The sequence below is a fragment of the Dokdonella sp. genome (assembly GCF_019634775.1).
Taxonomy (GTDB): domain Bacteria; phylum Pseudomonadota; class Gammaproteobacteria; order Xanthomonadales; family Rhodanobacteraceae; genus Dokdonella.
In genome coordinates this window covers 595,700-620,159 of the sequence record NZ_JAHCAS010000002.1, presented here as the reverse complement: position 1 = coordinate 620,159, position 24,460 = coordinate 595,700, and the positions used below count along the sequence as shown (strand labels likewise).

At 66.3% G+C, this 24,460-nt stretch carries 20 protein-coding genes; 11 read left to right on the top strand and 9 right to left on the bottom strand.

The genetic code is table 11. The features are described from left to right. Window positions 1–260: 260 nt before the first annotated feature. Both msrP and KF907_RS13535 read left to right on the top strand, forming a co-directional pair. Window positions 261–1,250: a protein-methionine-sulfoxide reductase catalytic subunit MsrP gene (gene msrP / locus KF907_RS13540; RefSeq protein WP_291221136.1), complete on the top strand. Its 990-nt coding sequence runs from the start codon at window positions 261–263 to the stop codon at window positions 1,248–1,250. Beyond that, a complete protein-coding gene (locus KF907_RS13535) occupies window positions 1,250–1,846 on the top strand; it encodes a protein-methionine-sulfoxide reductase heme-binding subunit MsrQ (protein ID WP_291221133.1) in 597 nt (198 codons plus the stop codon). The genes msrP and KF907_RS13535 overlap by 1 nt, the downstream gene beginning before the upstream one ends. A gap of 36 nt (window positions 1,847–1,882) precedes the next feature. Here KF907_RS13535 and KF907_RS13530 read toward each other — a convergent pair whose 3' ends face one another. After that, window positions 1,883–2,647, bottom strand: coding sequence for a hypothetical protein (locus tag KF907_RS13530; RefSeq protein ID WP_291221131.1), 765 nt, complete (start codon window positions 2,645–2,647; stop codon window positions 1,883–1,885). Window positions 2,648–2,849: 202 nt separating this feature from the next. Beyond that, window positions 2,850–3,683, bottom strand: a complete 834-nt coding sequence (locus tag KF907_RS13525) for an FHA domain-containing protein (protein WP_291221129.1) — start codon at window positions 3,681–3,683, stop codon at window positions 2,850–2,852. Between the two features lie 152 nt (window positions 3,684–3,835). Here KF907_RS13525 and KF907_RS13520 point away from each other — a divergent pair, with 152 nt between their 5' ends. From KF907_RS13520 to KF907_RS13510, 3 genes are all read left to right on the top strand, one after another. Further along, window positions 3,836–4,111, top strand: coding sequence for a polyhydroxyalkanoic acid system family protein (locus tag KF907_RS13520; RefSeq protein WP_291221127.1), 276 nt, complete (start codon window positions 3,836–3,838; stop codon window positions 4,109–4,111). A 4-nt stretch (window positions 4,112–4,115) separates the two neighbouring features. After that, complete coding sequence (locus tag KF907_RS13515; RefSeq protein ID WP_291221126.1) at window positions 4,116–5,444, top strand: patatin-like phospholipase family protein; 1,329 nt, start codon at window positions 4,116–4,118, stop codon at window positions 5,442–5,444. A gap of 91 nt (window positions 5,445–5,535) precedes the next feature. Then, window positions 5,536–6,171, top strand: a complete 636-nt coding sequence (locus KF907_RS13510; protein WP_291221124.1) for a phasin family protein — start codon at window positions 5,536–5,538, stop codon at window positions 6,169–6,171. Between the two features lie 158 nt (window positions 6,172–6,329). On the opposite strand, the gene KF907_RS13505 is transcribed toward KF907_RS13510, so the two are convergent. Further along, window positions 6,330–8,324 carry an SDR family oxidoreductase gene (locus KF907_RS13505; protein ID WP_291221122.1) on the bottom strand — a complete coding sequence of 665 codons (1,995 nt, stop codon included), beginning with the start codon at window positions 8,322–8,324 and terminating at the stop codon, window positions 6,330–6,332. Between the two features lie 176 nt (window positions 8,325–8,500). Here KF907_RS13505 and KF907_RS13500 point away from each other — a divergent pair, with 176 nt between their 5' ends. Together KF907_RS13500 and KF907_RS13495 are read left to right on the top strand one after the other, a co-directional pair. Then, window positions 8,501–8,758 (top strand): acyl-CoA-binding protein, encoded by a 258-nt coding sequence (locus KF907_RS13500; RefSeq protein ID WP_291221120.1) that lies wholly within the window; start codon window positions 8,501–8,503, stop codon window positions 8,756–8,758. 25 nt (window positions 8,759–8,783) lie between these two features. Continuing rightward, window positions 8,784–9,416 carry a TetR/AcrR family transcriptional regulator gene (locus tag KF907_RS13495; protein WP_291221118.1) on the top strand — a complete coding sequence of 211 codons (633 nt, stop codon included), beginning with the start codon at window positions 8,784–8,786 and terminating at the stop codon, window positions 9,414–9,416. A 604-nt stretch (window positions 9,417–10,020) separates the two neighbouring features. On the opposite strand, the gene KF907_RS13490 is transcribed toward KF907_RS13495, so the two are convergent. Next, the gene (locus KF907_RS13490) at window positions 10,021–11,181 is read right to left on the bottom strand and encodes an acyl-CoA dehydrogenase family protein (RefSeq protein WP_291221116.1); all 1,161 of its coding nucleotides are present in this window, start codon (window positions 11,179–11,181) and stop codon (window positions 10,021–10,023) included. Window positions 11,182–11,384: 203 nt separating this feature from the next. Here KF907_RS13490 and KF907_RS13485 point away from each other — a divergent pair, with 203 nt between their 5' ends. The 3 genes from KF907_RS13485 to metH are packed head-to-tail and all read left to right on the top strand — an operon-like array spanning window position 11,385 to window position 16,134. Further along, entirely contained in the window at window positions 11,385–12,311 is a 927-nt protein-coding gene (locus tag KF907_RS13485) for an ArsR/SmtB family transcription factor (protein ID WP_291221114.1), read from the top strand. Continuing rightward, complete coding sequence (locus KF907_RS13480) at window positions 12,308–13,402, top strand: homocysteine S-methyltransferase family protein (RefSeq protein WP_291221112.1); 1,095 nt, start codon at window positions 12,308–12,310, stop codon at window positions 13,400–13,402. The genes KF907_RS13485 and KF907_RS13480 overlap by 4 nt, the downstream gene beginning before the upstream one ends. Further along, the gene (gene metH, locus KF907_RS13475) at window positions 13,399–16,134 is read left to right on the top strand and encodes a methionine synthase (protein ID WP_291221110.1); all 2,736 of its coding nucleotides are present in this window, start codon (window positions 13,399–13,401) and stop codon (window positions 16,132–16,134) included. The genes KF907_RS13480 and metH overlap by 4 nt, the downstream gene beginning before the upstream one ends. A gap of 133 nt (window positions 16,135–16,267) precedes the next feature. On the opposite strand, the gene KF907_RS13470 is transcribed toward metH, so the two are convergent. From KF907_RS13470 to KF907_RS13455, 4 genes are all read right to left on the bottom strand, one after another. Further along, window positions 16,268–16,576 carry a lipid-A-disaccharide synthase N-terminal domain-containing protein gene (locus KF907_RS13470; protein ID WP_291221108.1) on the bottom strand — a complete coding sequence of 103 codons (309 nt, stop codon included), beginning with the start codon at window positions 16,574–16,576 and terminating at the stop codon, window positions 16,268–16,270. Between the two features lie 182 nt (window positions 16,577–16,758). After that, window positions 16,759–17,823, bottom strand: coding sequence for a class III poly(R)-hydroxyalkanoic acid synthase subunit PhaC (locus tag KF907_RS13465; RefSeq protein WP_291221106.1), 1,065 nt, complete (start codon window positions 17,821–17,823; stop codon window positions 16,759–16,761). A 10-nt stretch (window positions 17,824–17,833) separates the two neighbouring features. Then, entirely contained in the window at window positions 17,834–19,141 is a 1,308-nt protein-coding gene (phaE, locus tag KF907_RS13460) for a class III poly(R)-hydroxyalkanoic acid synthase subunit PhaE (protein ID WP_291221101.1), read from the bottom strand. A 190-nt stretch (window positions 19,142–19,331) separates the two neighbouring features. After that, window positions 19,332–21,182: a 3-hydroxybutyrate oligomer hydrolase family protein gene (locus KF907_RS13455; protein ID WP_291221100.1), complete on the bottom strand. Its 1,851-nt coding sequence runs from the start codon at window positions 21,180–21,182 to the stop codon at window positions 19,332–19,334. Between the two features lie 197 nt (window positions 21,183–21,379). Between KF907_RS13455 and KF907_RS13450 the strand changes: the two genes are divergently transcribed. Continuing rightward, a complete protein-coding gene (locus tag KF907_RS13450) occupies window positions 21,380–22,060 on the top strand; it encodes a response regulator transcription factor (protein WP_291221099.1) in 681 nt (226 codons plus the stop codon). Window positions 22,061–22,079: 19 nt separating this feature from the next. On the opposite strand, the gene KF907_RS13445 is transcribed toward KF907_RS13450, so the two are convergent. Further along, window positions 22,080–24,296, bottom strand: a complete 2,217-nt coding sequence (locus tag KF907_RS13445; protein WP_291221098.1) for a TonB-dependent hemoglobin/transferrin/lactoferrin family receptor — start codon at window positions 24,294–24,296, stop codon at window positions 22,080–22,082. Window positions 24,297–24,460: the final 164 nt, after the last annotated feature.

The following is a 24,460-nucleotide window of genomic DNA, read 5'->3' as shown; positions in this document are numbered from 1 at the left end:
CGCCGGGATCGGCAGGCCATGGCCGGGCCCCGCATTATGCCGCCATGCAGCAAAGCCGCAACCGATGCGTACCCAGGGGAGCGGCTGCAGCCGCGAGGCTTTTTCGCCGCCCGCGACCAAAATCGCTCCTTCGAGAATCGATACCATGGGAGCGGCTGACCAGCCGCAATCTTTTCCGCTCCCGTACCGACCTGCTACCCGAATGCATCGCGGCTGAAGCCGCTCCCACGGCAAGGTTCTCCTGCACCATACTGGTCCCCATGCCCTGCTACAGACCACCGCACCTGCCCCCCTCATCGATCACGCCCGAAGCAGTCTGGCTGCGTCGCCGCGATGTGCTCAAGGCCGCGCTGACCGCGCCTTTCGCGCTGGCCGGATGCGTCGGCCGTGGCGATGCCGATGCAGCAAGCGGGCCGGCGCCCACGCAGCCGCAACGCCGCGCGCTCGACGTTGCCGTACGCGGACGCTATTCGAGCAGCGATCCGCTGACCCGCGAGATCGATGCGACGAGCTACAACAACTACTACGAGTTCGGCACCGACAAATCCGATCCGGCACGCAACTCCGGCCGCTTCAAGCCCGAACCGTGGAGCGTCGAGATCGCCGGCCATGCGGAAAGAACCGGCCGCTACGCCCTCGAAGACCTGCTCGCGCCGCATGCGCTCGAGGAGCGCATCTACCGCCTGCGCTGCGTCGAGGCCTGGTCGATGGTGATTCCGTGGGTCGGCATCCCGCTCGGCGACGTGCTCAAACGCTTCGCGCCGACCTCGCAGGCGAAGTACGTCGCCTTCACCACGGTCGAGCGCCCGCGTGAAATGCCTGGCCTGTCCTACCCGGTGCTCGACTGGCCGTACCGCGAGGGCCTGCGCATCGACGAGGCCATGCATCCATTGACGATCCTCGCGGTCGGCCTCTACGGCCGCGTGCTGCCGGGGCAAAACGGCGCGCCGCTGCGCCTCGTCGTGCCGTGGAAGTACGGCTACAAGAGCATCAAGTCGATCGTGCGCATCGAGTTCACCGAGGAGCAGCCGACGACTTCGTGGAACGTCTCGGCTCCGCACGAATACGGCTTCTATTCCAACGTGAATCCGGACGTCAGCCATCCCCGCTGGAGCCAGGCGACCGAGCGGCGCATCGCCGGCGAAGGTTTCAATCTGCTCGGCAACCGCATCCACACGCTGCCGTTCAACGGCTATGCCGACGAGGTGGCCGCGCTGTACGCCGGCATGGACCTGCGCAAGCACCATTGATGCCGCATCGACTCGACCGCGTTGCCGCCAGCAAGCCCTTCGTGTTCGCGGCGGCGCTGCTGCCGCTTGCCCTGCTCGTGCTCGCCACACACAGCGGCACGCTCGGGCCCGACCCGGTCGCCACGCTCGAACACGAAACCGGCCTGTGGGCGCTGCGCTTCCTGCTCGCCACGCTGGCGATCACCCCGCTGCGTCGCGCAACGGGTTGGCACTGGCTGCTGCGCTACCGGCGCATGCTCGGCCTGTTCACGTTCTTCTACGCGAGCCTGCACCTGGTGATCTACCTGGTCGTCGACCTCGGCGGCTTCTGGGCACAGGTCTTTGGCGAGATCGCGAAGAAGCCGTTCATCACGGTCGGCTTCCTCGCCTGGCTGCTGATGATCCCGCTCGCGCTGACTTCGACCAAGGCGATGATGCGCCGCCTCGGCCGCCGCTGGGCCGTCCTGCACAGACTCGTCTACGCCATCGGTGCACTGGCCGTGCTGCACTTCCTCTGGCAAGTCAAATGGGGCGAGACGATCGCCGCGCCCGAACCGGTGATCTACGCGACGGTCTTCGCCGCGCTGATGCTCGCGCGGCTGATGCAACGGAAGTAGGGGCAGCGCCGCCGTGTAGCGGCGCTGCCGGCCACGTCAATCGATCTCGAACTGCTGCAGCGAAACCGGGGTGGCCGCCGTGTTGCACGCCAGGTGCACGTTCACCGTCGCCGAGGCACCGGCGGCGAGTTGCAGCGTCCACTGGAACGCTCCGGTGAAATCGGCCGGGCCGAACGGCAGACCCGAGTTGTCAAGGTTCGTGACAGAGGTATCACTGAGCAAGGCAGCAACATCGCTTGTGGCGCTGAAAGGCCGGACCATGTATGCAGATGCAGTCGGTGCGCGGTACTCGCACTGGCCGGCAGTCGCGTCGGTGATGCGCATATGGTTGCTGCCGACCATCGTGGCCGAGTCTCCCGTGGCCGAGCCATTGACGTCGAAGTCGACAAAGTGGAAGAGCTGCAGGGTGATCGCAGTTGCCGCGTTGTTGGTGACGGCAAGCGAGGTCACGGTTTCGCCCTGACCGGCGCCTGCACTGGTGATCACATGGGTCTTGGTCACTGCAAGGTCGCGCGATGCAAGGTTGTCCCAGGTGATGGTGGCGGTGTCGCCGGTGTAGTTCTGCGCCGTCGGCGCCGGGAAACTGAATTCGCGCGCATCGCCTTCGATGCGGAACCACCACCCCGCCTCGAACAACTGGTCACCAGTCCCTACTCCGGTGAAGTTGACTGTCGGCGAGTCATCAAAATGACTCGCCGGAATCTGATAGACCGCAGACCCGGACGTGATCGACCCCTGCGCGAGCACATTCGTACACGCCAGCACCAGCGACGAGACCAAAACAGCTTTCGTGAACTGCATGACAATCTCCCTTGACCCCGATTAGGTGAAGAAACAGTCTGGATTCCCCGGAACGCAAGCTCAACCGAACCTGCGCCCCCCATCGTATACCGAAACGCCCCCAACGCTCCAATGCTGGTCCATGCAACCGGATCACGGCCTGCTACCCGCAAGCGCCTGCTGTATCCATCGCGGCGAGAACTCAGGGATGTCCGATCAATCCCTAGTACCCGCCGAGCCAGATCACCCCGGCGATGCCGAGGCCGATCAGCCCGGCGGCGAGGAGCAGCCACCAGATGCTGCTGCCGCGGTCTTCGACCTCGGGTATTGCGGCGGGCGGGTCAGGGACATCCACGGCAGCCATCATCTGCGTGATCGCCGGGGTGAAGCTGGCAGGCGGCGTGCGGTGTTGCCCGCGGGCAGGGAAACCGGGCGCCTCCAGGACGAAACGATTGCGGCCGAAGGCGAGTTGGTCGCCGGGGTGCAGCACGGCGTCGCGCACCGGCACGCCATTGACCGAGGTCCCGCCCGAGGAGCCGAGGTCGCGCAGGTGGATCGCGTCATCGACAACCTCGATGATCGCGTGACGTTCGCCCATGCCGGGCTCGTCGAGCTCGAGGCCGTGGCGACCCTGACCGAGCACGAGTTGTTCGCCGACCGCGATGGTCTTGCCGAAATGCGTGCCGGAAACGCCACGCAGGACGACGCTGGCGACACCGGCACGCGTGCCGGTCGGCTTCTGGGCAGGCGGCACGTGCACGTCGATGATGTCATCGCGGTCGGGCTTGAGCACGATCGTGACGTTGCCGATGTTGACTGTATCGCCAAGCCGCAGCAGGGCCTTTTCGAGGACCGGACGGGCGTTGACATGGGTGCGCGCGCCGGCTTCGAGCACCTCCAGGACCATGCCACGCGAATCGAGGACGAGGCGCGCGTGCATTGGCTGCACGCCCGGCCGGACAAGGACGACGCTGTTGCCTTCAGCGCTGCCGATGCCAACGACTCCGCTGCTGGCAACGACATCGGCATGCTCACCGCTGGGGAAGCTCAGGCGCATCGGGCCACCGGGCCGTGGGACTGGCTGAACAATAGCAGGATGAACGGTGTCTGGCATCCGCTGCCTCGGCGTGCCCGCCAGGGGGCTCTTGAGGCAAAATGGCACCCGCCGCTCGGCCTTGGCCGTCGGCGCGTCCGCAACCGGAGACCTTCATGGCGCGCATCGACATCCGTCGCAAGCATGACCTGCCGCTCAAGGAAGCGCGCAAGGCCGTGGACAAGGTCGCCCGGCAGCTGGGCACGGAGTTCGATGTCGAATGCACCTGGGAAGGCAACATCCTCGCCTTCACGCGCAGCGGCGTCGACGGCCACATCGCCCTCGAGAAGGGTCAGGTGCACGTCTACGCCGAGCTGGGCCTGGTCATGGGCATGATGAAGGGGCTTATCGAGAGCGAGATCAACCGCCACCTCGACGAGCAGATCGGCTGATCCGATGCTCGTCGTCCACGCCGCACCGAAGCCCCGCAGCGCACGCAAGCCTTCAAGCATTGGCCTCGCCGTTGCAGGTGGCGGCCCGATCGGCGGCATCTACGAGGTGGGCGCCCTGCGCGCCCTCGACGAAGCCATCGACGGCCTCGACATGAACGCGCTCGACGTCTACGTCGGGGTCAGCTCGGGCGCCTTCGTCGCCGCCGCCCTGGCCAATCGGCTGGATACCGCGGAAATGTGCCGTGTCTTCATCACCGGCGATTCCGACCAGTTCCGCATCCGCACGGAGGACTTCCTGCGCCCGGCCCTGTACGAATACCTGCGTCGCCTCGCCGGCATTCCGCGCATGCTGGTCGGCTGGCTGGCCGAGGCCGCTCGCCATCCGTTCGACCTGCGCCTTGCCGACAGCCTTCTGCGCGTCGGCAGTGCCCTGCCGACCGGCTTGTTCGACAACGAGGCGATCGAGCGCTTCATGCGCGAGGCGTTCACCTCGCACGGGCGCAGCAACGATTTCCGCACCCTCGAACGTCGCCTCTACATTGTCGCCGTCGAGCTCGACAGCGGGCAGGCGGTGCGCTTCGGCGCGCCGGGCCACGATGCCGTGCCGATCTCGCGCGCGATCGAGGCGAGCTCGGCCCTGCCCGGCCTGTATCCGCCGGTCGGCATCGACGGCAAGTACTACGTCGACGGCGTGCTGCGCCACACCCTGCATGCATCGGTCGCGCTCGATGCCGGTGCCGACCTCGTCTTCGCCATCAATCCGCTGGTGCCGGTCGACACCGCGCAGGCGCGCACGCAACGCCGCAACTCGCCGGCCAGCCTCGTCGAGGGCGGTCTGCCGACGATTCTTTCGCAGACCTTCCGTACCCTGCTGCAATCCCGCATGCAGGCGAGCATGCCGAAGTACGCCAGCCGCTATTCCGGCTCGGACCTGCTCCTGCTCGAACCCGACGGCGCCGACGCCGAAATGTTTTTCACCAACGTCTTCAGTTTCCACCATCGCGAGCGCCTTGCCGAGCATGCCTACCAGCGCACCCTGAGCGACCTGCGCCAGCACCGTGCGCAACTCGGGCCGCTGCTGCGCCGCCACGGTCTCGGCCTGCGCGACGAAGTGCTCGACGATCGTGGCCGCACCCTCATTGCCGGCCTGCGCGCGCAAGCACCTCGGCATTCGGCAGCAACCTCGCGCTTGCAGCGCGCCCTCGACGAGCTTGATGCAGCGATCTGTGCAAATCGTGCTGCGCCGCGCAAGCGCAAGGCCGCAACCAAGCCGGCACGCAAGCGTGCCGCGCGGACCCCTCCCCTGCGCGCCAGCCGTGGGCCATCCACGTGAGGCTTCCGGCGCCGCTGGGGTGTTTGCTCCAGTCGCTGCGCCTACCCTGCCGCGCTTCCGTCCCCCGCACCCGTCACCGAAGGAGTGTCCCGTGAACAAACCGAAGCTCAAGTCGCACAAGCCCGCCGCCGTCACCGAGAAGGCTGCCTCGGCCATCCCGGGCGCCGCGCGCGCCGCCGGCAAGTCGATCATCGAATCGGCCCAGCACATCTGGCTGGCCGGCCTCGGCGCGTTCGCCAAGGCCCAGGACGAAGGCTCGCGCCTGTTCGAGGCACTCGTGCGCGAAGGCGTCGCCCTGGAGCAGAAGACGCGCAAGCTGACCGCTGGCCGCGCCGAAGAGGCACGCAGTGCGGTCGAAGCCGCGGTCGGTCAGGTCCGCGAGCGCAGCCAGGAAACCTGGGACAAGCTCGAGAAGGTGTTCGAGTCGCGCGTGTCACGCGCCCTCGGCCGCCTCGGCGTGCCGGGCAGCCAGGAACTGAAGGCGCTGACCACGCGTGTCGAGGAACTCGCCCGCGAAGTGCACAAGCTCAACGCCAAGGCCACGTCGAAGACCAGCGCCGCGCGCTCGGTCGCCCGCGTCAAGGACGAACTGGCCGACGTCGCCCGCGAACTCGAATCGGCCCAGCTCGACAAGGCCAAGGCCAAGCGCGCCGCCACCGTGAAGAAGCCGGCGGCGAAGAAGCCCGCCGCGAAGAAGACGCCGGCCGGCAAGGCCAAAAAGCGCTGAGCCGACCGCCCTTCTCCCCGTGACAACGGGGAGAAGGTGGTGCGAAGCACTGGATGACGGGCGAGCCTTTCGCCGTTGGCGACCAGTGAGGGGAATGCGCCCCTCGTCCGCCCTTCGGGCACCTTCTCCCCGCATGCGGGGAGAAGGACAGCCGCACCCTACCAATGCACGCCGCGCATCAGCGCGGCGAATGCGACCTGTTCCGATGACGGCCCCTGCTGTGCGTCCTCGCGCACACCCTTGATGCCCTTGGCCGCCGCCGAATCGGGGAACAGGCGGAAGGCGGTGTTCATGACGATCTCGTAGGCGCGTGGCGATATCGCGTAGAAGAGCTGCGCGAAGATGCCGGTACGTGTGGCGACGCGCACCGGGCGCTCAATGATCGCCTCCACGACGAGGTCGGCAGCCTCCTCCGGCGACAGGGTCGGCACCGAGTCATACATCTTGGTCGGGGCAATCATCGGCGTCTTGACCAGGGGCATGTTGATCGTCGTGAAGTTGATGCCCTGGTCCGAATACTCGGCCTGGGCGCAGCGTGAGAACGCGTCGAGTGCGGCCTTCGAGGCCACATAGGCCGAGAATCGCGGGGCATTGGTGAGTACGCCGATCGACGAAATGTTGATGATGTGGCCGCGCTGGCGTTCGGCCATCTTCGGCAGGAAGCCCATGATCAGCCGCAGCGAGCCGAAGTAGTTGAGCTGCATGGTGCGTTCGAAGTCGTGGAAGCGGTCGTAACTTGCCGCGATCGCACGGCGGATCGAACGCCCGGCATTGTTGACCAGCACGTCGACGCTGCCATGTTCGTCGAGCACCTGTTTGACGAAGGCATCGCAAGAGGCGAGATCGGCGAGGTCGACGACGTAGGTGTGGCAGGTGCCCCCGGCCGCCTCGATTTCCGCCTTGGTCGCCGCCAGTTCGTCGGCACCGCGTGCGCAGATGACCAGCTTCGCCCCGGCTGCGGCGAGCTTTTGCGCCACCGCCTTGCCGATGCCGGACGAACCACCGGTCACGACCACCACGCGCCGGCGCACCTTGCCGGCCAGCGAGCGGTCGACGAACAGGTCCGGATCGAGGTGTCGCTCCCAGTAGTCCCACAGGCGCCAGGCGTAGTTTTCGAGCTTGGGCAGCTTGATCTTCGAACCGCGCAGGGCACGCTCGGTCTCGCGCGAATCGAATCGGGTGGGGTAGTTGATGAACTTCATGACCTGCGCCGGGATGCCGAAATCACGCAGGAACATGCCGACCATGCGCCGCACGGGCGGCAGGCTCGACAGCGCCTGGCGCACCGCACCCGGCACGAAGGCGAACATGCGTGCGTCGAGGCGCATCGTCATCTGCGGTGCATGGCCGGCACGAGCGAAGATGTTGAGCACTTCGCCGATGCGCCGTGGCGCCGGATCGGTCAGGTGGAAGCATTGGCCGTCGAGCTTGGGCGCATGCGCGATGTGGTCCATCGCTGCCGCCACCCAGTCGACCGGCACGAGATTGAGGCGCCCGCCCTCGAGACCGATCGTCGGCATCCACGGCGGCAGCACCTGGCGCATTTTCTTGATCAGACGGAAGAAGTAGTAGGGTCCGTCGATCTTGTCTATCTCGCCGGTACGCGAATCGCCGATGACGATGCCCGGCCGATAAATGCGCCACGGGCGCTTGCAGTCACTGCGCACGATACCCTCGGAGTCGTGCTTGGTACGGAAGTACGGGTTGTCGAGCCCCTCGGCTTCCTTGAACATGTCCTCACGGAACACTCCCGGGTACAGACCGGCCGCCGCGATCGAACTGGCGTGATGGAAGCAACCGGCCTTGAGCGCCTCCGCCAACGCGATCGCGTTGCGCGTACCGACGATGTTCGCCTCGACCTGGCTGGCCTCGTCGGCCGCGAGGTCGTAGAGCGCGGCCAGATGGAAGAAGTGCTTCACCTTGCCGGCGAGCCGCGTGATCGTCGCCGGACTGACGCCGAGTTTCGGCCTGGCGAGATCGCCGGTCACGGCAACGAGGCGCCCCTCGGCCGCACCAAGCCGCGCGGCGATCTCCTCGAACTTCGCCATCGACTCCTTGCGCACGAGACAGTAGACCGTACCCTTGCGTGCAAGCAGCCGTTCCAGCAGATGACGGCCGATGAAGCCGGTCGCGCCCGTCACGAAATACGTCATGCCTTCCTCCGGGGTTCATCGCCCGCGAACCGCGATCACGGGCGTTTCAGGCCTGCGAGCATAGTCGCCCACACCGCAGCTTTCCATGCACGCCGCAGCGCGCGTTGACCCTTCGGGCCGGCGCATGTTAATCAAGGCGGCGCGCAAGGGGGCGCATCACTGGCGAGGCCAAAGTCATGTCCGATCTGAAGAAGCGCTTCGAGAAAGCCGCCGAAGACGTGAAAAAACTGACCGACCGCCCGGACAACGACACCCTGCTCAAGCTCTACGCACTCTACAAGCAGGGCGCCGAGGGCGACGTCTCCGGCCCGAAACCCGGCTTCTTCGATTTTGTCGGCACGGCCAAGTACGAGGCCTGGGACAAGCTCAAGGGCACCAAACCCGAAGAGGCGATGCAAAAATACATCGACCTCGTCGCCAAGCTGCGCGCCTGAGCACGGCAACACGGGACTGCCGGCCATGGCACGCCAGACCCGCGAACGCATTCTCGAAACCGCGCTCGGCATGTTCAATGCCCAGGGCGAGCCGAACGTCACCACCAATCACATCGCCGACGAACTCGGCATCAGCCCCGGCAACCTCTACTACCACTACCGCAACAAGGACGACATCATCGGCCAGTTGTTCGCGCGCTATGAACAGCGCCTCGACTCGGCCCTCGCCGTCCCCGACCAACGCCTGCCCGGCCTCGAGGACATCTGGCTCCAACTGCACCTGGTCTTCGAGTGCATGTGGGACTACCGCTTCGTGCACCGCGATCTCGTCGAGATCCTCTCGCGCAACCGCAAACTGCGCCTGCACTATGCGCGTATCCTCAAGCGCGCCGCCGAGAACGCCGCAGCAGTGATGCGCGGCCTGACCGCCGCCGGCGTCATGCGTGCCAGCGCCGACGAGATCCGCGCCACCGCCGAGAACATCGTCCTCGTGGTCGCGTTCTGGTTCAACTTCGACGCCGTGCGCCACGGCCGCGCGCAGAACGAAACCGTCGACCCCGGCCGCGGCATCCACCAGGTCATGATGCTGATCGCCCCGTTCCTGCGCGATGCCGAGCGACTGCATCTCAATACGCTGGCGGGTGCCTACCTGCGTTGACTCGATCGAAAGCGCCAGGAAAGACTGAAACACGAAGGAGAAGCGGCTCATTGAAGAGCTCATCTCCATGTGCTCCGTGTTCCAGGCTTTGTCGGCCGAGCGCGAAAGATGGAAACACGGAGCACACGGAGAAGAGCCAGAACTCCTGAAATGCTCTTCCTCGTGTTCTTCGTGTTTCAGGCTCTACCTCGCTCAGGTGACGCCCTCGGCACCCAGGCCGAGCTTTGCCACCTTGCGCCGCAAGGACTTGTCGAAGGCCAGGACAGCTCGGCCGTGCTCAGGCGCACACCGGCGGGATTCGGCAGCTGCCACGTCGGCCCCACTTGTGGGCGAAGCACGGTGTTCTCATCCTTCACCGCCACGCTCGGGCGATTGCCTGCTTTCACCGCAGCTTGCCGCGCACGCTTGCCGGGATGACAAGCTGGCCCTTGGTCGAAAGCACGACGGTTTCCATTGCACAGCACGACAGGGTAAGACAGTGGATGAGGGCATGGCTTACCCTGGCACATGGCAAGACGGTACGTGGCGATGAATCACCACGTCCTGCAACGCTCCGCGAGCGCCAAGGCGGGGCAGCCGCTTCGCGGCTTGCCGCGCCCTGCCCTCAACGCACGCCGGTTTCGTTGCGCGCGATGACGAGGCGCTGGATCTCGCTGGTGCCCTCGTAGATCTCGGTGATCTTGGCGTCGCGGAAGTAGCGCTCGATCGGCATTTCCTTGGAATAGCCCATGCCGCCATGGATCTGCACGGCCTGGTGGGCGACGAACATCGCCGTTTCCGAGGCGAACAGCTTGGCCACCGAGGCCTCCGTGCTGAAACGCCCCCCCGTGCGCGCGGCTTCGCCCTTGGCGAAGGCGGCGCGCAGGGTCAGCAGGGTCGCCGCGTCGAGGCGGCACTTCATGTCGGCGATCTTGGCCTGGATCATCTGGAACGAACCGATCGCCTGGCCGAAGGCCTTGCGCTCGCGTACATACGCGAGGCTGGCCTCGTAGGCCGAGCGGGCCAGGCCGACCGCCTGCGAGGCGATGCCGATGCGCCCGGCGTCCAGCACGCCCATGGCGATCCCGAAGCCCTTGCCTTCCGTACCGAGCAGATCGGCGGCCGGGCAGACGTAGTCGCGGAACTCGATCTCGCAGGTCGCCGAAGCGCGGATGCCGAGCTTGGGCTCGGTCTTGCCGGCATGGAAACCATCGCGTTGCGTGTCGACGATGAAGGCGGAGATGCCCTTGGCGCCGATGCCCGGCGTGGTGATCGCGAACAACACGATGTAGCGCGCGATGGGGCCCGAGGTGATCCAGCTCTTCTTGCCGTTGATGACCCAATCGCCATCCGCGTTCTTCGTCGCCCGCGTGTGCATGGCCGAGGCGTCGGAACCGGACTGCGGTTCGGTCAGCGCATAGGCACCGATGTGCTCGCCGCTGGCAATCGCACGCACGTACTTCTGTTTCTGCTCCTCGGTGCCGTAGGTGAGGATGCCGTTGCAGTAGAGCGAATTGTTGACCGACATGATCGTCGAATGCGCGGTATCGGCCGCGCCGATCTCGATCATCGCCAGCGCATAGGCGACCGGGTCGAGGCCGGCGCCACCGTATTCCACTGGCACCTCGATGCCCATCAGGCCGAGTTGGCCCATCTCGCGGATGTTGTCGAGCGGGAACTCGCCGAGTCGATCGAGCTCTGCGGCGACCGGCGCGATGCGCTTCTGGGCGAAATCGCGGGCGATCGATTGGATCGCGCGCTGGTCGTCGGTGATGTTGAAATCCATGGAGTCCTCCCGGTGCAGACGAAGCTCCGCATTGTAGAGGAGGCGGGAATGGGGAATGGGGAATCGGAGAAGCGACGTTGCTTCCACTCCTGATCATTCTCCGTTCCCTATTCCCTGTTCCCGGTTCTCGCCCCCGTTGACGCCCCCCCGCTGCCACGATTAGGCTGCGCATCCATCTTTCGATCAAGATGAAAGGATACTAAGTGGATCTCGCCGCCACGTCGGCCCTGTTGCGCCTGCTCTCCGATCCGACCCGGGTGCGCCTGCTCGCCTTGCTCGAGCGTGAGGAACTGACCGTGGCCGAGTTGTCGGCGGTGCTGCGTCTCGCCCAGCCGCGGGTGTCGACTCATCTGGCCAAGCTCAAGGAGGCCGATCTCGTGCGCGACCGGCGTGCCGGCGTGTCCTCGTACTACCGCTTCAACGGCGAACTCGACACACCGCACGCAGCCCTGCTGCACGCGCTCAAGGCGAACATCGATGATGCCCTGCTGCGTGACGACGAGCGCCGCCTGCCCGGCGTGCTCGCCAAGCGCGCGCGTGCCGAAGGCTGGGCCGACACCGTCGCCGGCGACATGGAACGCCACTACTCGCCGGGCCGCACCTGGGAGACGCTGGCACGCTCGATGACGCGCCTGGCCGAACCGGGCGACGTCCTCGACATCGCCTCCGGCGACGGCGTGCTGGCCGAATTGCTGGCGCCGCGCGCGCGCTCGATCGTCTGCATCGACGCCACGCCGCGCGTGGTCAGTGCCGCCCGGGAACGCCTGAAGGCCTATGCCAACGTCGAGGTGATCGAAGGCGACATGCACGCACTCGACCTCGGCCCGCGCCGTTTCGATCTCGTCCTGCTCATGCACGCGCTGACCTATACCGACCGCCCCGCCGAGGTAGTCGTCGAGGCGGCGCGTGTGCTGCGCAAGGGCGGACGTCTGCTCGTCGCCACCCTCGCCCGCCATGCCCACCGCACCGCGGTCGAACCCTTCGACCACCGCAACCTCGGCTTCCGCGTCGAGGAACTGCGTCGCTTCGCCACCAACGCGGGGCTGGACGTGGTCTCCTGCGAGCGCATCACGCGCGAGGCCAAGGCGCCGCATTTCGAAGTCCTGTCCTTGCTCGCGTGCAAGCCATGAGCGGCCACGTCCTTCCATGGTCGAATCCGGCGCGGGTTGCCGCGCTCGAGGCTGCACTGGCGCAACGCATCCTCGTCATCGATGGCGCCATGGGCACGATGATCCAGACCTGGCAGCTCGGCGAAGCCGACTACCGCGGCCAGCGTTTCGCCGAAGGCTGCGATGCCACGCACCGCCATGCGCACGGCGCCGGCTGCGCGCATGACCTCAAGGGCAACAACGACCTGCTGTTGCTGACCCGACCCGACATCATCGCCTCCGTGCACACGGCCTATCTCGACGCCGGCGCCGACCTCATCGAGACCAACACCTTCAATGCAACCTCGATCAGCCAGGCCGACTACCGCCTCGAGCACCTGGTGCGCGAACTGAACCGCGAAGGCGCGCGCCTGGCCCGCGAATGCTGCGATGCGGTCGAAGCGAAAACACCGGAACAGCCGCGCTTCGTCATCGGCGTGCTCGGTCCAACCAGTCGCACCGCCTCGATCAGCCCCGATGTCAACGATCCAGGCTTCCGCAATACCCACTTCGACGAACTGCGGGCGACCTACGCCGAGGCAGCCGAAGGCCTGATCGAAGGCGGCGCCGACACGCTCATGGTCGAGACGATCTTCGACACGCTCAACGCCAAGGCCGCGCTGTATGCGATCGAGGAGGTCTTCGACGCGCGCGGCAGCCGCCTGCCGGTCATGATCTCCGGCACGATCACCGACCGCTCGGGCCGCACGCTGTCGGGCCAGACCGCCGAGGCCTTCCACGCCTCGCTCGCACACGCCCGCCCGCTGTCGATAGGACTCAACTGCGCGCTCGGCGCGAAGGATCTGCGCGAACACGTCGAGACACTGTCCCGCGTCGCCGGCTGCGCGGTCAGCACTCACCCGAATGCAGGGCTGCCGAACGCCTTCGGTGGCTACGACGAGACTCCCGACGAAATGGCGGCGACGCTGAAGGAATTCGCCGAAGCCGGCCTGCTCAACCTCGTCGGCGGCTGCTGCGGCACCACGCCCGCGCATATCGCCGCGATCGCCGAAGCGGTGCGCGGGATCGCGCCGCGAGCACTGCCCTCGCGGGGACTGGCCTGCGCCGCATGAACGCACCAGCCCGCCACACGCGCCTGGCTGGCCTCGAACCGCTGGTCATCACGCCCGAACTGAATTTCATCAACGTCGGCGAGCGGACCAATGTCACCGGCAGCGCGCAGTTCCGCAAGATGATCAAGGAGGGGCGCTACGAGGACGCCATCGAGGTCGCGCGCCAGCAGGTCGAGAACGGCGCGCAGATCCTCGACGTCAACATGGACGAGGGCCTGATCGACTCCGAGAAAGCCATGGTCAGGTTCCTCAACCTGATCGCCTCGGAGCCCGACATCGCACGCATCCCGGTGATGGTCGATTCGTCGAAGTGGAGCGTCATCGAGGCCGGCCTGAAATGCCTGCAGGGCAAGGGCGTGGTCAACTCGATCTCGCTCAAGGAGGGGGAAGCCGTCTTCGTCAACCAGGCGCGCAAGGTGCTGCGCTACGGCGCCGCGGCCGTGGTCATGGCCTTTGACGAACAGGGCCAGGCCGACACCTGCGCGCGCAAGGTCGAGATCTGCACGCGCGCCTACCGCATCCTCGTCGACGAGGTCGGCTTCCCGCCCGAAGACATCATCTTCGACCCGAACATCTTCGCCATCGCCACCGGCATCGAGGAGCACGACAACTACGCGGTCGACTTCATCGAAGCGACCCGCATCATCCGCGCCACCCTGCCGCATTGCCACGTTTCCGGCGGCGTGTCGAACGTGTCGTTTGCGTTCCGCGGCAACGAGCCGGTGCGTGCGGCGATCCATTCGGTGTTCCTGTTCCACGCAATCGCCGCCGGAATGGACATGGGGATCGTCAACGCCGGTGCCCTGCCGATCGTCGACGATCTCGATCCCGAACTGCGCGAACACGTCGAAGACGTCGTCCTCAACCGCCGCCCCGATGCGACCGAGCGCCTGCTCGCGATCGCCGACCGGTATCGCGGGGGCAGCAAGGCCAACGAAACCGACGTGCGCGACGAGGCCTGGCGCAACCTGCCGGTGGAAAAGCGCCTGGCACATGCGCTCGTACACGGCATCGATACCTTCGTCGACGGAGATACCGAAGAGGCGCGACTCAACGCCGCGCGGCCGCTCGACGTCATCGAGGGGCCGCTCATGGACGGCATGAATATCGTCGGCGACCTATTCGGCGCCGGCAAGATGTTCCTGCCACAGGTGGTCAAATCGGCACGCGTGATGAAGAAGGCCGTGGCCTGGCTGCTGCCTCACATCGAAGCCGAGAAGGCCCGCACCGGCGATGTTGCAAAGTCGAACGGGAAGATCGTCATGGCCACGGTCAAGGGCGATGTACATGACATCGGCAAGAACATCGTCGGCGTGGTGCTCCGCTGCAACAACTTTGAGGTAGTCGATCTCGGAGTGATGGTGCCGGCACAGAAGATCCTCGACGTCGCCCGTGCCGAAAACGCCGACATGATCGGCCTGTCCGGCCTAATCACGCCCTCACTCGACGAGATGAGCCATGTCGCCCGCGAGATGCAGCGCCAGGATTTTCACCTGCCGCTGCTGATCGGTGGTGCGACCACCTCGCGCGCGCACACCGCACTGAAGATCGAGCCGCACTACAGGGCGCCGACCGTTTGGGTCAAGGACGCCTCGCGCGCGGTCGGCGTGGCCCAGTCGCTGATCTCGAAGGAACTCGTCGATGCCTTCATGGCGCGAATCCGCGCCGAGTACGCCGAGATCCGCGAGCGGCACAAGGACCGCGGCAACGCCAAGCGCCTGGTCAGTCTCGACAAGGCCCGCGCGCAGCGCTTCGACGGCGGCTGGGCCGACCATGTACCCCCGGCACCACGCCAGCCTGGCGTCACCGTCTTTGCCGACTATCCGCTCGCCGAACTGGTCGACTACATCGACTGGTCGCCGTTCTTCAGCGCCTGGGAGCTGGCTGGAAGATTCCCGGCCATCCTCGATGACGCGATCGTCGGCGAGCAGGCACGCAGCCTGTACAAGGACGCGCGCGCGATGCTGGAACGTATCGTCGCGGAGAAGTGGCTGAAGGCCAGCGGCGTGATCGGCTTGTGGCCGGCGTACAGCCTGGGTGACGATGTGGTCGTGGCCGCAGGCGGTCACGGGGAGACCGGAGAATCGTCAGGAGCAGACGCGACGCTGTCCCATTCCCGGCTTCATTTCCTGCGCCAGCAGGCCGACAAACCCATCGATCGCCCCGATTTCTGCCTCGCCGACTTCATTGCGCCGAAGGACTCCGGGCGCGAGGACTGGATTGGTGCGTTCGCGGTGACCGCCGGCATTGGCATCGAGGCGCATATCGACCGTTTCCTCGCCGATCACGACGACTATTCGGCGATCATCCTAAAGGCCCTCGCCGACCGCCTCGCCGAGGCGTTCGCCGAGCGCATGCACGAACGCGTGCGCACGGAGTTCTGGGGATACGAACCGGACGAAGCGCTCGACAACGATGCCCTGATCGACGAGAAGTACCGCGGCATCCGCCCCGCCCCCGGCTATCCGGCCTGTCCGGACCACACCGAGAAGGCGACCCTCTTCGATCTGCTCGATGCGACGACCAATGCCGGTATCGAATTGACCGAAGGGTTTTCCATGTACCCGGCGGCGGCCGTTTCCGGCTGGTATTTCTCGCACCCGCGCAGCCAGTACTTCGTCGTCGGCCGCCTGTCGAAGGAACAGGTCGAGGACTATGCGAAACGCAAGGGGTGGTCGCTCAGTGAAGCCGAGCGCTGGCTTGCACCCAATCTCGACTACGATCCCGAGTGATTGCGCGCATGCCCCACCTCAGCGCTCCGCTCGGAGAGTATTGCTCCGCGGACTGGGTGGACACTTTGCCCATCCGTCGTCTCGACGTTGGGCTCAAGGGACGCTCTGATCAATCCCAAGCGCGCCAGCTGCCTCAAGCCACCTCGGTCGAGCGGCGATGCCGAAAATCGACGACGAGGTTGTAGATGGCAACGAAAGCCGGGAACAGGTTCGAAAGCACGCCGACCGAGTCGTTCTTGCCGAATGTGAAATAGCTGACCAGCATCAGGCTTCCGGCCATCGACAGCCACCAGAAGGCCCGCGGCATGTGCACACGACCGAGACGCTTCGTCGCGTACATCTGCACGAACCAACGACTGGTGAACAGCAGCACGCCGAGATACCCCACGAGTTTCCACGGCGTCACGCCGATGCTGTGGATATGGAACAGGACTTCGTTCATGGTGGCTCGACGTGCAATGGGGACGCGCACATTCTAGCCACATCACGAAAATCATCCGCTCGACGCCCCCGTAGGAAACGGCTTCAGCCGTGATGCCCTGTCTTGGTGGCGTTGTACGGCCAAGCCATCACGGCTGAAGCCGTTTCCTACAGCATGCTCCTCTGCATTGCCAGCAAACCCGGTCAGCTCCGCGCCTTCAGCCACTCGTGGATCGCTGGTGGAACCTCGCGTTGTGCGCGCCCGGAGACATAAATGCCGATGTGGCCGCCCTTGAAGGCGATCTGCGTATAGTCGCGGCTGCCGACCGCATCCTTGAGTGCGCGAGAAGAGTCCGGCGGAACGAGGTGGTCCTGCTCGGCGAAGATGTTGAGCACCGGCATCGTGATGTTCTTCAGATCGACCGCGCGATCGCCGATGCGCAGGCCGCCCTTGAGCAGCTTGTTGCCCTGATAGAAGTCGCGCATGAACTGGCGGAACGCCTCGCCGGCCTGGTCGGGTGAATCGAAGATCCACTTCTCCATGCGCAGGAAGTTCTCGAGTTCGGTCTTGTCGTCGAGGATATCGATCATGCCGACATACTTCTGTTGCAGCAGACGCATCGGCTTGAGCGTGAGGTAACACCAGTTCATCAGGTCGGCCGGCACATTGCCGATCGTGTTGACGAACAGGTCCGCATCCATGTTGCGCGTCCAGTTCGACAGCATGTTGTCCGGTGTATGGAAATCCACCGGCGTGACCATGGTGATGAGGTTTTTCACCTTGTGCGGATATATCGCGCTGAAACACAACGAGAACGCTCCACCCTGGCAGATGCCGAGAATGTTGATGCGTTCGACGCCGGCCTTGCGCGCAACCGCATCGACACTGCGGCGGATGTAGCCGTTGATGTAGTCGTCGAGGGTCAGCCAGCGGTCGGCTCGGTCCGGATAGCCCCAGTCGATCAGGTATACATCCTCGCCCTGCGCGAGCAGGTTGCGCACCAGCGACTTGTCTTCCTGCAGGTCGACCATGTATGGCCGGTTGACCAAGGCATAGACGATCAGCGTCGGCACGCGCGCCGTCGGCGCGCGATCTCCGCGGAACCGGTAGACGACCAGCTTGTCCTCGCGGTAGACCTCTTCCTTCGGCGTGCAGCCGAAATCGACGTCATCGAGGTTGCGCAAAACCTCCACGCCGGCGGCGAGCTTCTTCTTGAAGCGGATCGTCTCGTCGACGAGCTTGGCAGGTTCGATGCGGACGGGACCCATGGTGTGCTCCTCAGCGCCTGGACGGCTTCGACTTCGGGTTCATGCCGGCCTTGCCGGCGTCGACGTTGGCGCGTGCGAAGCGCGCCATGCGGGCGGCGAACGACGGCTTGTCGGCGCGCAGCCGGGTGGCCGGGGTGGCGACCTTCGCACGCGAGGCATGCGCTGGCTTGGGCTTCGGCTTGGGTGGCGGGGCCGCCGTGCGCGAGGCCGCGCGTGCGACCTGCGGCACGGACTTGGCCTTGCGCGCCGCGCTGCGGCTGCGTGGTGCCTTTGCCGCGCGCTTCTTCACCGATGCGGCCGGTTCGGCTGTCTTCGCAGCGACGTGCTGCGCTCGCCCGAAGGCGACCACGTTGGACGCCGCGGCCGGCTCCCGGCGTGCGCGCAGGGACGCAACTTCGTCGCGCAGCGCGGCGACTTCGGCGGTGAGGGCGAGAATGTCGCCGTTCGCCTCACGTTCGGCGCGAAATTCGCGGCGCAGTGCCTGCAGACGTTGGCCGATCGAATCGACCTCACTGCGCGTCGGCACACCGACCTCGTTGCTGAAACGCTCGACCTTGCGCTGCACGTGCTCGCGCACGCGCATCTGCGCGTTGACCAGGGCACCGTAGACCTCGCGGAATTCCTCGGACAGGGCGATCTCGGCATAGGCTTCCTCGACCGCGTCGATCCAGAGATCGTACAGGCCACGTACCGACTCGACCTGCCGGCCCGGCTCCTCGCGTTCGGCCAGCTTGAGCTGGAAGCGCGCAAAGCCCTGCTCGCCGACCTTGAGCATCAAGCGGTTGTAGCGCGCCATCTGCTCCTGGTAGTCGACCAACGATTTCGCCGTGGCCTGTGCTTCCTCCTGGTGTTCGCGCAGGAAGCCGAATGCGGGAAGATCCAGTGCGCCCTTGGCGCCATCGAGCATCGGGCCGGCGGCGCTGGCGAACCGCTCCATCAGCTGCTCGAAGCCGGCCGCACCCTGCATGCCGACGCCGCGCATGGCCTGGCTGACCGGATTGGCGAACCATGGTGCCGAGGCCGGCGCGAATCCGGCACTGTTGCCGAGCGCGGAGAGCCACGGCGGGATCGTGCCGACACCACCGGTGCCCTGCACGGCAGCCGGTGAGGTCAGCGACTGCAGCAAACCGAGGTAGCCCTGTGCGGCAGCGAGCATGCGTTCGATTGCCTCGCCCTGCGTGGGCGAAGTGCCGAGCGTGCCCCATGGCGTCGTGCCGAGTGCGGCGGCATTGCCGGCGTCCGGCATCCTCGCCATGAGCTCGCGCATCGTCGCTTCCCACTGGCGGGCCCACTGGCTGAAATCGATCGGATCGGTCATCGAATGCATCTCCGGAACAGACGGTCGCGACGAGTGTCGTCGGCGCGCATGATAGTACGGTTGCGGCGGAGACCAGGATGGCTCGTCTCCCCTGCGCGCAACCGGAGCCACGACTGCACGAGTTCGAACCTTGCTGGAAGCGGCTTCCGTCGCGACGACGTCCGCTGCGAACGTCCCCGTACTGCGGCAATCAGTCGCCCGGGATACGGCCGAGCTGATGCGCGCCGAGCACCTCGCTGCCGCGTGGCGTCGTCGCGATGTCGCGACCTTCCGGCAGCGCCATGCCATGCACCACGCGCATCCACAGATGATCGAGGGCGGCATAGGCGTATGGGAGCATCGGCACGTGGCGGTCGCCGAATCCCGGGAAGGCAAGGAAGGCGTCGAAGTGCTGGGCATGATCGATGCGCCAGTACATCGGGGTGCGCCCGTTCGCCTCGAGCCAAGCCACATAGGGGTCCGAAGAGAACGCGATCGGGATCAGCCCGTCGGCGACGCCATGCACGATCGCAATCGGCAGGTCCGCGCGCGGCAGGGCAGCGCGTGCCATCGCCACGCCGGCACGCAGGCGTTCGCCACTGGCGTCGGAGCGTGTCCACAGCTCGGCCAGGCAGAGCAGGCCCGGCATGGCCGCATCGGCGCCGGTGGCTCGCGAATCGACCAGACCGACGGCGGCACCGGGCGGGATGCCGCTGGCCTCGGCCCACCACGCCGCACGTTCGGTCGCCGTCGGCGCATGCCGGCGGCCGTTGCCGTCGAACGCCGCGAACGCGTAACCGCACGGCATGTCGCCGACGCCGCTGCGCGAATACGCTGCCGCATAGGTTGCGCCGATCGCACGCCAGAGGTCGAGTGCCGTACTCGCAGCAGCGCTGGCAAGCGCTGCATCGGTCCAGCCGCCGTCGCGCAGGCGTTCCAGTGCTTCCCTGGCCTGCGCGCTCTCGTCTGCACCGGCCAGGCGAGCATTCTCGTACAGCGCTTGGCAGCGTGCGCGCCAGGCCGGTGGCGGCACTCCGTTCGCGCGCGCGAAAGGCACACCGTCGAAGCTCGGATCGAGCAACGCGCACGGCAGCAACAGGGCCGCCTCGGTCGCATAGTCGTACAGAGCCCGACCACCCTGCCCAGCCCAGACGTTCGGCTCGATCGCAACCACGCCATCGAGCAGGCCATCGTCGATCTCGGCCGCACGCAACACCGCAGCACCACCGTTGGACAGGCCAGCAGCGATGATGTGCGTGTTCTCCGCCGTGAACGGAGCTTCACTGGGAAAGGCCTGGTCGAGCGCATGCAGGGCGAACCGCGCCGCCTGGCGCACGTGGCGCCCCCACTCGGCCTCTGGGTTGTCGCCGGAATGCGCGTGCTTGACCAGGATGGCCTGTGAAGGCGCGATCGTGGCCCCGGGCGGTGGCGCAAACTCGAGCGGCTCGCTACCGGCCTCGCCCCGCGTGCCGTCCAGACGCACGCCCGTGCCGCTGGCGACATCGAAATAGCCGGTGCCGGCCCCCTTGTCGGTATACGCCACCGCGCAACCGCGCGGCAGGCCCCAGGCACCAGCCAGCGCGATCGCACCGTAGATGCCGCGCGATCCGGAGGAAGCGGCGACCACCACGCAGCGACGCTCGCGGTCGAACAGATCGGGCACCTGCACGAGCACGCGATGTGCCGACGTGGCCCCGGCCAAGGTGGCGAAGGCGCTGTATTCGCGCCCGCTGACGACCGGCACGGCACCATAGATTTCGCCATAGCCGCCGAGAGGGCCGAGGTCAGCGATGCCGCGCCAGTTCGCGTGGATCGCGCGACGACGCAGCTCGGCCGCAGTGGGCCGTTCGGAGTCGGCGAAGCCCGGTTGCGCACCACGCAGGCCGGCCAGGCCGAGACCTGCGCTCAACAGATCGTCGCCATCGCGGTGGGTGGTCACGCGCAGCGTGCCGAAAGCATCGTCAGCCATCGAGTCCTTCTCCGCAGTGACGGGAACACGCGCGCAGGCGACGACGGTCGCAACAGCGAGCAGGAGGATCGGTCTAACCATGAGTCTGTCCATGCCGCCACCCTACGAACATTCCGCTCCGCCGCGCAAGCGAAAACAGCTCACCAGTAGGAGCCCGTTCACGGGCGATGCTCTTTCTTCGTCAGATGCGCCTGGAGAAGGAGCATCGCCCCTGGAGAGGCTCGTACGGGCGCTCATACGATGCGAATGTGCGTGCGGGTGATACGCCCGACACCTGCTAGAGTCCCACCATGCCGCGCATCCTGATCGCCGACGACCACCCGCTGTTCCGCCTCGCCCTCGCCCAGGCCGTGCGCAGCCTCATCGCCGATGCCGTGGTCGACGAGGCCGGCGGTTTCGAGGCCGCACGCGAGGCCCTGAAGGCGCAACCGGATACCGATCTCGTCCTGCTCGACCTGCACATGCCGGGCAGCCACGGCCTGGTCGGCCTGGTTGCACTGCGCAGTGAGTTCCCGGCTGTCGCGGTGGTCATGATCTCGGCCAACGACGATCCGCAGGTGATCCGCCGAGCGCTGACCTATGGTGCCGCCGGCTTCGTGCCGAAGCGCACTGGCCTGGACGAGCTTGCAGGCACCCTGCGCGCCGTGCTCGCCTGCGAGACTCCGCAGCTGCCGGTTCCGGATTTGCCGGACGCACCCGCGCAGGCCGGCGACCGCGAACTTGCCGCACGACTCGGATCGCTCAGCCCGCAACAGTTGCGCGTGCTCGGCCTCGTCGCCGAAGGCCTGCTCAACAAGCAGATCGCCGACCGCCTGGCGATCCAGGAACGTACGGTCAAGGCGCACATGAGCGCCGTGTTCGAGCGCCTCGGCGTGCGCACCCGTACGCAGGCCAGCCTGCTGCTGCGCTCGCTGGAAATAGCCGACCCGGCACGCTTCGTCGCCGACGAGGACGAACCCTCGACGCACTGAGGCGACATGGTGCCGTGCGTCACCACTCCATCGCGAGACTCAGCGCAAGGCTGCGGCCTGGACGGGTGAAGAAGCCGATGTCGTTGGCGTCGGCGCGCACGCCACGGATGCTGCTCCAATCCCAGTATCGGCGGTCGGCGAGGTTGACGAGACCGGCATTGATGCGCGCACCCTGCCAGGGCTCGACCCAGGCGTAGAGGTCCAGGCGACCATAGCCGGGTGGCGCGAACAGACGCCCGCTTTGGTGGTCGATGCGCGATTTGCGTTGTGCGGCGACGCCAGCGGTCTCCACGCCCCAGCGCCCCGAATCGGCTTCGTAACGCAGGCCGAGGGTGATGCGTCCAGGATCGATGCTGTTGAGCGGCTGCCCGCGACGCAGGTCGTCGCCCTGCGACCATGCCAACGCACCGCGCAGCTGCCAGCCGCCCGGGCCACCGGCGTCGAACGGCACGCGCCACAACAGGTCGGCCTCGACGCCGCGGATGCGCGCGCGGTCGCGGTTGACCGACTGGAACACGAGCAGACCCGTACCGGGTTCGATGCCCAGATTGGCGCGCGATTCGATCAGGTCGCGATAACGGTTCTCGTAGATCGAAGCGCTGGCACGCAGGCGGTCGCCGACGTGGCGCCAACCGAGTTCGACGCCATGACTGCGTTCGGGCCGCAGATCCGGATTTGCGCGCACCTCATAGTGATAGACCGGCAGGATCAGGCCGATGTTGACGTCACCGAACGGCGGCGCGCGGAACCCACGTGCGTACTGTGCGAATAGGCTGTGACCGCCGCCGAGCAACCAGCGCAGGCCGAGGCGCGGCGTGACCTGGCGTTCGTCGATATCGACCGGATCCGCGTCGGGAAAGTCCTCGATGAAGATCGCGTCGGGTTTCGCGCGCAATCGGTACCACTCGGCACGCAGGCCCGGGATCACCGCGAAACGCTCGCCGATACCGATCTCGTCCTGCCAGAACAGGGCGAGACTGTCGGCGTCGGTGTTGGGGAAGTCGCGTACGGGCAACGGTTCGCCAAGAACGATCGAGCTGGTCGCTCCGGTGACGAGATTGGTTTCGAGACCGTCACGCAGGCCCTCGTAGCGCTGCCGGGATAGATCGACGCCGAACACGTGCCAGTGCCGCATGCGCGTGCCGTCGTGGCGTGCCTGGCCAAGCAAGGTCAGACCGGCCGCGTCCGCGTCGTACTCGAAGCGCCGCCAGCGCAACGACTCGAACGGCGTGGCTGGATCGGGCAGACGGTATTGATCGCTGTCCTGGCGTACCGAGGTGTCCTGCACGTGGATCTGCGCATCCAACGACTGCAGCCAGGCGAGCTGCGGCTGCCACTGTGCGGCAAGACTGATCCGATCACGACGATCACGATCGTCGGCATCGAGGCGATAGGTCGTGCTGTAGCGCCCGGTACCGAAACGCAGCGAATTCACTTCGGTCTCGCGCTCGTTCCGGTTGGCCTCGACGGTGAACACATAGCGACCGGCGTCGCCGGCATCGTGCACGAGCTTGGCCAGCGCGTTGTCGCGCGTGTAGTCGATCGGATTGGGGCCATCCTCGGCGCGCCAGGCGCGGTTGTCGGCTTCATGACCGCTGCGCCGCCCGACCACCGCCATAGCCTGCCAACGCGAGGCTTCACTCTCGCCAGCCCAACTCGCCGCGCGCAGGAAACTGTCGTCCATGCCATCCCAGCCAAAACGCAGACCGATGTGCTGGCCATCGCCGCTGCGTGCGAGCAGATCGGCCGGATCGCGCGTGCGGAACGCGACCACCCCGGCCAGTGCGTCGCTGCCATACAGGGTCGATGCCGGCCCGCGCAGGATCTCGATGCGCTCGATCGCTTCCAGATCGACCAGATCGCGCCCGGCCGAGGCGAACTGGCCGATGCTGTAGGCATCGGCCAGCGGGATGCCATCCACCAGGATGCGCACGCGATTGCCTTCGAGGCCGCGGATCGAGAAGCCGCCGTTGCCGAAACGGTGGCTCTCGCGGGTGATGCCGATGCCAGGCACGTAGCGGGTCAGGCCTTCGAGGTCGTGCACGAGATGACGCTCGAGATCCTCGCGCTCGACCTGGGCGACGCTGGCGACGACCTGGCTGAGCGGCTCGGCAGCACGGCTGGCGACGACCACGATGCTGTCAAGCAGTGCCGCATCCGTGGCGTTCGCAGCGGAATCGTCGACAGCCTGGGCGAAAGCAAGACCGGGAACAAAGATCAGGGGCAACAAGCGCATATCCACGACGACTCCCTTCCAATCATGACTGGTTCGCATTCTCAGTTCATTCGGTCGTCGCCATGTTGACGCACATCAAGCACAATTGCAGTCAACCTGCCCGTCCGTGCGTCACGACGACGCAGGCCGATCCCGGCATGGCTTGACGTGGATCAGGGCGCGGC